Origin of the sequence: Ensifer sp. SSB1, from assembly GCF_016652895.1 — a bacterium.
GTDB lineage: Bacteria > Pseudomonadota > Alphaproteobacteria > Rhizobiales > Rhizobiaceae > Ensifer.
Genome location: NZ_JAEPRP010000225.1, coordinates 3,615 through 10,142 on the forward strand (window position 1 = coordinate 3,615; position 6,528 = coordinate 10,142).

Annotated in this window: 6 protein-coding genes and 2 pseudogenes; 6 read left to right on the plus strand and 2 right to left on the minus strand. The window is 57.9% G+C overall.

Features of this window, described 5'->3' with window-relative positions; translation table 11 throughout:
- The 5 genes from I8N66_RS33475 to I8N66_RS33495 all read left to right on the plus strand — a co-directional run.
- On the plus strand, window positions 1–521 hold a 521-nt coding region (locus tag I8N66_RS33475), incomplete at its 5' end, for an AAA family ATPase (RefSeq protein WP_291163654.1).
- 75 nt (window positions 522–596) lie between these two features.
- Complete coding sequence (repB, locus tag I8N66_RS33480; protein WP_291163657.1) at window positions 597–1,574, plus strand: plasmid partitioning protein RepB; 978 nt, start codon at window positions 597–599, stop codon at window positions 1,572–1,574.
- 156 nt (window positions 1,575–1,730) lie between these two features.
- The gene (repC, locus tag I8N66_RS33485; protein ID WP_291163660.1) at window positions 1,731–2,948 is read left to right on the plus strand and encodes a plasmid replication protein RepC; all 1,218 of its coding nucleotides are present in this window, start codon (window positions 1,731–1,733) and stop codon (window positions 2,946–2,948) included.
- A 95-nt stretch (window positions 2,949–3,043) separates the two neighbouring features.
- Window positions 3,044–3,181 carry a cold shock domain-containing protein gene (locus I8N66_RS33490; RefSeq protein WP_291163664.1) on the plus strand — a complete coding sequence of 46 codons (138 nt, stop codon included), beginning with the start codon at window positions 3,044–3,046 and terminating at the stop codon, window positions 3,179–3,181.
- Window positions 3,182–3,234: 53 nt separating this feature from the next.
- Window positions 3,235–3,570: a hypothetical protein gene (locus I8N66_RS33495; protein ID WP_291163666.1), complete on the plus strand. Its 336-nt coding sequence runs from the start codon at window positions 3,235–3,237 to the stop codon at window positions 3,568–3,570.
- Window positions 3,571–3,577: 7 nt separating this feature from the next.
- Here the strand turns inward: I8N66_RS33495 and I8N66_RS33500 are convergent, their stop codons facing one another.
- Window positions 3,578–4,738 carry a site-specific integrase gene (locus I8N66_RS33500; protein WP_291163669.1) on the minus strand — a complete coding sequence of 387 codons (1,161 nt, stop codon included), beginning with the start codon at window positions 4,736–4,738 and terminating at the stop codon, window positions 3,578–3,580.
- A gap of 831 nt (window positions 4,739–5,569) precedes the next feature.
- Window positions 5,570–5,803 (minus strand): annotated as a pseudogene (locus I8N66_RS33505) (methyltransferase); the annotation flags it as partial.
- 416 nt (window positions 5,804–6,219) lie between these two features.
- Here I8N66_RS33505 and I8N66_RS33510 point away from each other — a divergent pair.
- Window positions 6,220–6,528, plus strand: a pseudogene (locus I8N66_RS33510) (hypothetical protein); the annotation flags it as partial.

Sequence of the window (6,528 nt, forward strand, 5' to 3'; positions counted from 1 at the left end):
AGGGGAAGAGGTTCTTCACCCGGTTTGGAAAAGCGCTCGTAGATGTCGACGAGCGCTACGACGTGGTGGTCATAGACTGCCCCCCGCAGCTCGGCTATTTGACGTTGACTGCGCTAACAGCCGCAACGTCCGTGCTGATCACCGTTCATCCGCAGATGCTCGACCTAATGTCGATGTCGCAGTTCTTGCTTATGCTCGGTAACATTACAAAGACGATCAAGCAGGCCGGCGCTGACGTTAGGTTGGACTGGCTCCGTTACCTCGTCACCCGCTTCGAGCCCCAAGACATCCCGCAGGTGCAGATGCTCGGGTTCATGCAGAGCATGTTGGCTGAGGAAATTCTGAAGACACCGATGGTGAAGACGACCGCGATCTCCGACGCGGGTCTTACCAAGCGCAGTCTCTATGAACTGGATCGCTCGAATTTCACGAGGGGAACATACGACCGCGCCATCGACTGCATGGATGCCGTGAATTTCGAGATTCAAGGTCTCATCCATCGAGCATGGGGGCGGATGTGAATATGTTGACTGCCGTAAAATCCGACTTTCTAGTTAGAGAAATCAAGCGCTTAAACAAATTTCGAGGATAGCGATATGGCTCGGAAAAACCCGTTCATGAATGTCATGAGCGACACAACGCCGGACGAGACAGTGATCCTTGACTACACGGTCAAGGGAGCCTCCAAGTCGCTGATGCACTCGCTTGATGATCTGGCTGCCAAGGCAGATCGGCTTCTCGAAGGGGAAGCTGTTGTCGAACTCGATCCCGATAGCATTGATGGCTCATTCGTTCGCGACCGCCTTGAGGACGACGATGCGGATTTCAACGAACTTCTGACGGCCATCAGGGATCGCGGCCAAGACACGCCAATTATGGTCCGGCCGCATCCGTCGGACACCGGCCGCTACATGGTGGTCTTCGGGCACCGCCGTCTTCGAGCCGCCAAGGCGCTCAAGCGGAAAGTCCGCGCGGTCGTCAAAGACTTGAAGGACCAGGATCACCTCGTAGCGCAGGGTCAAGAGAACTCCGCACGGGCAAATCTGTCGTTCCTAGAGAAGGCATTGTTCGCGGCCGAGATCGCCCGCCGTCAGTTCGACGGTGACAACGCGATCACGCTATCCGCGCTGTCCATCGACCGCGCCACCTTGTCGAAGATGCTTGCAGTCTCGACCATCCCAAGGGATGTCCTTGACGGCGTCGGGGCGGCCAAGGGAATTGGCCGAGATCGCTGGTATGAACTTAAAATCCTCCTAGAGCGGCCATCGACCCTCGAGAAGGCGGTAACCTTTACCCAATCGGATGAGTTCAAGACTAAGGTCGGAGACGATCGCTTCAATGCGCTGCTGACCCACGTGAAATCAATCGGGAAGCAGCCTCGGTCTAAGACGGCGAAAACTCAGAAATGGGTCTCGGACGACAAGTTCGTGTCAGCCGATCTCAAGAGCGACGGCAAGACATACACAGTTGCTCTCAAGGCAAAGGATGCAGCGGGCTTTGGCGATTACATCGCTGAGAACCTAAGTGACCTGTATCAGGCCTATCGGAGCCAGAAGGATCAACAAGGAGAGTAGACCGCAAAAGAAAAAGGCCCCCAAACGTTTCCGTCGTGGAAGCCTTCCTCAGATTTCTAGCAAGATCGAGAATCGCATTTCCACGAATCCCCGTCAAGAGTCTTTGACGCCGTTTTGGTGAGCAGATTTCTTTTGCCTTCTGAAAGGTGAAGAAAAATGCAGGTTGGAAATGTGACGACGCCCTTCGGGCGACGGCCGATGACGCTTGCCTTGGTCAAAAGGCAGTTCATGACGGCCGAAATCAAACCAGGCAAAGCAGCCGACAAGTGGAAAGTGTTTCGTGACGCTTCGGAGGCAAGGACGCTTCTTGGCATCCAGGACCGCGGCCTGGCCGTCCTGGACGCATTGCTGACGTTCTATCCGGATGCGGAGCTTTCGCAGGACAGGGCAATGATCGTATTCCCATCAAACGCGCAGCTTTCAGTGCGCGCGCATGGCATCGCCGGCGCCACTCTGCGCCGCCAGCTGGCAGCACTTGTCGACGCTGGCCTCATCGTGCGCAAAGACAGTGCCAACGGAAAACGATACGCCCGCAAGGACCGCGCGGGTGAGATTGAAGAGGCCTATGGCTTCGATCTATCACCCTTGCTTGCCCGTGCCGAGGAACTCGCGCAGTTGGCCCAGCAGGTCGCTACCGATCGCGCGCACTTCCGTCGCACTAAAGAGAAGCTCACGGTGTGCCGGCGCGACGTCCGCAAGCTCATTTCCGCAGCCATGGAGGAGGGCGTCTCCGGCGACTGGGGAGCGATCGAGGCGATGTATGTCGAGCTCGTTGGCCGCATTCCGCGCACGCCAGCCATTGGCGACCTGACCGTGATCCTCGAGGAAATGGAGATGTTGCAGGCTGAAATCCTCAATCTGCTGGAAATGCAGATGAATTCTGAAAATATGAGCTCCAATGATGCTCTAGATGAGCGTCACATACAGAATTCAAATACCGAATCCATCTATGAACTTGAACCAAGCTCCGGAAAGGAGCAGGGGGCGAAACCTGAGACAAAAACCGAGCCGAAGCGCGAGCCGATAAAGGCGTTCCCCTTGGGAATGGTGCTACAGGCTTGCCCGGAAATCAGGATGTACGGGCCTGGCGGCGCAGTTACGAGCTGGCGGGATCTGATGGCCGCGGCGGTCGTCGTTCGTTCAATGCTTGGGGTGAGCCCCAGCGCCTACCAGGATGCCTGCGAGGTGATGGGGCCCGAGCAAGCCGCGGCGACGATCGCCTGCATCCTCGAAAAGGCAGGGCACATCAATTCCGCCGGCGGCTATCTGCGAGATCTGACGTCGAAGGCGCAGCGAGGGGAGTTTTCGCTCGGGCCGGTGCTGATGTCGTTGCTTCGGGCCAATGCCGCTGTCGGTAGCAAATTTGCTTCCTGAGCTGGAGCCACAAGAGAAAGGATTGTGCCGCCGAACGGCGCGAGTTTAGCAGTGCTCGGACCATTCAGGCTTGTCTGGGGCGTAGAACCGTCTAATTGTTCTCGTGTCGAGGCGAGCCATGTGGCGGCGGTGCTGATATCTTCGTCCACATTTCTGCGGTCGAGCGTGTTGGGCTGCGAGAACTGAAAGATGGTCAGAAGATCACCTACGAGCTGGTCGCGGATCGCAAGTAAGGCAAGATGTCCGAGGATAATTTGCAAGCCTAACAGAACGTGCGGGAGCGACGATGGAAACGGACGACCGCGAATTCGTAGCCGTGATGAGACGCTATTTTGCGGCGAAGACCGAGTTAGCCGCGCTGACGGCGCAGTTGGAAGCGGAACGAAAGGCTGCCGGCGAGGAGATCGGTATGTTCTATGATCCGCGCCAGAATGCCGAGCGCGCCGCGGACCTCCAACGCTCGCATCATTTGAAGGCAGAGATGGCGTCGCTTATGCAGCGCGCTGAAGCCTGGGGTCGGGCGGCAGTAGCCGCTGACCAGCGCGAAAAATCGGAGCAGGAAGCCGAACCTGAAGAATGGCAGTCGTTTGAGAAGCGGGCCGATACATTCTTCGGCGCGTAGTCTTCTCTTAGACCATGAGACGGGCCGCTCGTCCATTCTTTCGCTCCGCGTCGTTGTAGTAGCGCGCCGCCTGGGTCACCGACTTGTGCAGCGACTGCTGCATCGCTTCCGGCAGGGGAATGCCGCGATTGGCTGACTCCGTGAGATAGCCAGACCGCAATCCGTGCGCAGAAAACGAGGTTGGGTCGAGCCCCACCTGTTTGCAGCGGCCTTTCAGGATCAGGTTGACTGACTGTGGCGTCAGCGGCCGACGATCGATGTTCCCCCATTGATCAATTCGCCGAAACACCGGGCCGCCTTTGATGCCGGCTTCCTCGAGCCACCGTTTCAATACGGTGACCGGTCGGCCGATCAGCAGCACATGTTCGTCGTCTTCGCTGGTGGTCGTCTTCGTCCGACCCAGTCGGATGGCGAGGCAGGGAAGGGGAGGGGAGTCTGGGATCGAAGGATCTGCCAGCACGGGGTCCTCGTCGGTGAGGTCCTCAAACCTCAATCCGGCCACTTCCGATCGGCGTCGACCGCCGGAGGCGAATGCCAGAAGAAGCAAAGCGCAGTCGCGCAAATCGACCAGGCGTTCACCGGCGCAGGCGTCCAGCAGTTTGGCCAGCACATCGCCGGTCACCGCCTTTTTGCTCTTGCGTTGCCGCGGTCGGGCGCTGGCGCGGACCGCAAGCCGCAGCGCCGACTTGAGCGACGGCCCATCGAAGGCGCCTGTCAGGCCGCGCCAACGGGTCAGGATCGACCAGCTTGTCAGCCGGCGCCGAACGGTCTCCGGCGCATGCGGCCCGTCGGCGCGCAGCAGACGTTGGGAACGCAGGCCGCTTTCCACCTCAACAGGCATGCCGTGGTTCGCATCCTCGGCGCGCTTGGCCGGATCCCATAGGTGATGGGCAACGAATTTCAGCAGCAGGCTCTCGGGCGCCGGCCAGGGGAGGGGAGTGCCGGTGGCGAGCTGGCACCAGGCCTCGAGATAGCCGAGGTCGGAGGCAAGCGCCCGGAGCGTGTTGTCCCCCATGCCTTCGCCGGAAAGATGCTTGAGCGTGGCGACGTCGTCGTCCGTCAACAGGACTGCGAGCTGGTCGCGGCGATCAAACGGCAGGATGGCGTCGAGGGCGTCCAGTTCTTTCGCACGCCGGTGGACGGCATCGGTGGGCATGGTTTTCGCCATTCTCGCGGCTCCATCAGGCTGTGGCTTTACCGGATTCTAGGCGGTTTGCGACTCCAAGACCATCACTATCGATACTGAGTACCTATCGATAGTGATGAGGCCGGACAGTAGGCGTCTGGATGACGGAAATTAATGATGAATTCAATTCCGTTAACGGGATTTTAGGCGTTAATTCAGATGGTTAACAGTGTGTGAATTTGCAACTCCCTCGCGGCTTCTGAAAATAGCAGAGGCCTGATCGCTGTGGCTTTTGCTTTGTGATTCAATTGAAGTGCTCAGCGGTAAATACGACGCCGAACTTTCACCTAACGACTTCAGGCCGAGCAAGGGGAGGGAGCTTTCAAAGCCCGGGTACCTTGGGGAAATTGCGCCGGAAGCGGCGGCCGACGTTGCGGTTTGAGTCGCACTGTCACGTCCGAGCTCCAGAATGAACGCTCATCGATTATCGCTGCTCGCAAAGTGCCTAACTTGCCGTTGATGTTCGATATTGCAATGGCGTGGCAAAAAGTGGCTCGCTGAAATCGTTAGCGGAAAATCGTACGCCGATTAGTGCGTCTAAACCCAACGGAGATATGAGAATTTTCGGTTTGAAACGGTAAAGCAAAACCCACATTGGGGTGGCTTCCACTTCCGGATTTCAGTCAAGGCGCAGACGGATTTTGACCCAGCCATTCCATGCTCGGGCAGGGGAGGGCCTTTAAAGCCCAGGGGCGCTGGCGAGATTGCTACGGACGTCGCCGCTAATGTTTGCGCGTCAGCTCCGCCGAGGTGTGCCCCAGCTGCTTTTAGACGGAACGGTCTTCGATATCCTTCGAGGAGGCAAGGCCGGCTCACCATCGAGCCAGGCCCCAGCACAGGCTCTACGCGCGTTGACCCGAAACCATCGTCGCGCATCCAGGCCTGGCAGTCGGCGCCGGTGTAGTCGAAGCCTCCGCGGGTCTCGATCAGCACGTTCAGGCTCATTAGCAGGCCGAAGGCGTTGCTGCGCCGTTCGTCGTCGATGATGGCATCGTAGACGATCAGCGCTCCGCCTTTCGGCAGTGCGGTAAGGCTCTTTTCCAAGAGCTTCCAGTTCCCGGACTCTCCTGGCATCAACTCCTGTGGTGCACTGATTGTCTCGCCCACGTTGTGCGTGATGCCCGACATAGGCATCTCGGTTCCATACCCGGCTTTGGTCGCAGTTGCAGCAGGACACCCGCAACTCTTGACAACGCGCCGAATGTTCTCTATTTGTTCCCTTATCGGAATTGCTTCGCCGCGTTTAGAAGCCACGCTTGGATCATTGGCTTACTACAAGGCGCAAGAGGCTTAACCATTTGGATCGAGCAGCGTCATCCCGCTGTTGTTGTTCGTTTCTAAAGTTGGGGAGAGTTTCGGCTGCTGCGCTCTCGGTGTTTGGCCATTGCATGGCGACCAGTTAGTATGGAATCTACGATCGCAGTGGCGTGCTATCGAGTTTGTGGAATGCGAAGGAAAGTGCATTGGTCGGCTCACGAGGACAACCGGATGGCGCGCCGAGCACGGCTGCCTTAAGGAAAGATGAGACATTGGATCGTTTGGCGAACGATTTCAATGTTGCGCAATTCGTGAGTTTCGCGCCATCGCCGTTGGGACCACAGCAGCAATACTGTAGAATGGCTGGCCTGGCCCCCAATCATCAATTCGGTAGTGTAACCGAAGCGGTTGCCGCTCTTTTTGCCCGCAGCTCTGATGGTACAGTTAACATTCGCAGCTTCAGCGAGACCCACACGCAAAGTCGAGAGTTTATCTACGCGATTGCCAGCGTCAAC